The sequence below is a fragment of the Actinosynnema sp. NPDC023658 genome, from assembly GCF_040639995.1.
Taxonomy (GTDB): domain Bacteria; phylum Actinomycetota; class Actinomycetes; order Mycobacteriales; family Pseudonocardiaceae; genus Actinosynnema.
Window position 1 is genome coordinate 1 of sequence record NZ_JBFAAX010001018.1, and the last position, 1,923, is coordinate 1,923.

1 protein-coding gene is annotated in these 1,923 nt (G+C 77.6%); it reads right to left on the reverse strand.

What is annotated here, in order from left to right; translation table 11 throughout:
* Positions 1 to 1,923, reverse strand: a 1,923-nt coding sequence (locus tag AB0G02_RS37570; protein ID WP_360804480.1) for a hypothetical protein, incomplete at both ends; no start/stop codon positions are given.

Consider the following 1,923-nt stretch of genomic DNA (forward strand, 5'->3'; position numbering starts at 1 on the left):
CCTCCGGCCGGCCGCCCGCGCCGAGCAGCCACCCTGCGACCCCGTCCCGGTTCCCCGACACCACGGCGCCGCCCAGCGCGTCCGTGCCGCGGCACAGCGCGCGCCACCGCCCGGCCAACCCGCCCGCCAACGACGCCAGCGAGCTGTGCGGCACCACGGCCGGGAACGCCCGCGGGTAGGCCCACTGGAGCTGCGACCCCGCCGTGACCAGGCCCACCCGCTCGGCCTCGTGCGGCGGCAGCTCCTCCAGCAGCCGGGCCGCCGCGACCGCCGCGAGCAGGCTGCCCTGGCTGTGCCCGGCCAGCACCACCCGCACACCGGGGTCGGCCAGGTGCTCCCGCACCCGCGCCACCAGCTCCGGCACCACCTTCAGCGCGTAGCACGGCGGCACCACGGGGTGCGCCTCGCGCGGCCAGAATGCCGCCAGGTCCGCCAGCACCCCCACCTGCCGCGCCTTGTCCGGCCGCCGTGCCGCCAGGTACACCGCGCGCAGCAGCGACAGTGCCAGCACCGCCAGCACGGCCACGCCGAACCCGATGAGCGGGTCGGTCCACGTCGGCAGCTCGACCTCGCGCAACCGCAGGAACGCCGACGGCACCGCACCCACGGCCAGCACCGCCGCCATGATCAGCAGGACGTGGTGGCTGTGCCGCCGCTGCCACCGCGCCCACCACCACGCCCGCGCAGCGCGCTTCACGTCCCGTGCGCGCCCCGCGTGCAACAGGGCCGCCTCACGCGCCCACTCCTTCTCCCGCCGCAGTGAGCTCCACCTCACCATTCCGGTGGTCGCCGTGATGCCCACCCCGGCCAGGAACGCCAGCACCCCGGCCACGCCCCACAGCAGCGCGATGTAGTCGTACCCGCGCGGCAGCTCGCCGTGCCCGAGCACCCGCTGCGCGGTCAGCGCCACGCCCGCGCCGAACCCGCCGCCCAGCAGCGCGGACACCGCCACCACCGGCGCCGCCATCCAGCCGCCGGCCCACGGCCGCAGGTCACGGGGCTGCGCGACCCACGTGCGCCGGGCCAGCAGCGCGGCGGGCGCCAGCAGCAACCCGATCAGCACGCACACCAGCGCCACCAGCGCGGCCACCGTCTGCACGGCCAGGTCCGCGCCGGTCAGCCGGGTCGGCAACCGGACCAGCAGCGCGGCCGCCACCAGCAGCGACAGCCACGCCGCGGTCTGCAGCACGCGCCGCGGCCCGCGCCCCAACGCCGCCCGCAGCCAGCGGCCACCCCGGTGCGGTGCGCCGCCCGTCGGGTCGTCCAGCAGCATCGCGCCCAGCGCCGCCAGCGCGACCAGCGCCAGCCCCGCGGTCCAGCACGCGGTGATCGCGGCGCCGTGCCAGCCGGGCGCGAGCAGCGGGCCGGGCGGTCCGCCCAGCGCGACCACCACGGCCGTGCCCAGGCCCGCCACGACGTGCAGCACCCGCAACGCGGGGGTGTCCGGATCGGTGGCCACGTGCGCGCCGGGCAGCCCGGACCTGGTCCCCCCGGCCGCCGGCACCTCCTTGCGCTCGATCCGCCAGTCCACACTGGACATGCGGTGCAGCACCAGCACGGCCAGCGCGATCGGCGTGAGGCCCACCACGGACCGCACCCACGGCGTCGTGCTCAGCCACGACGGCCCCCACAGGCACGACGAGCCCGGCGCGAGGCACTGCGCGGCGACCAGGTCCAGGCTGATGACCTCCAGCTGGGCGACCAGCAGCACGGTCAGCAGCAGCGCCGCCAGCCGCAGCAGCGCGCGCAGCGCGATCCCGAGCAGGTGCGCGGGCACCGACCCCTTGGGCACCGGCGGCAGCATCCAGTGCGCGACGTTGGCCAGCGAGAACGGGAACAGCAGCGCCCAGGTCGCCTTCGCCCAGCCGCCCGAGGTCATGCCGCCCCACACGTACCCCTCGACGACCCGCGTCACCGGCCGCC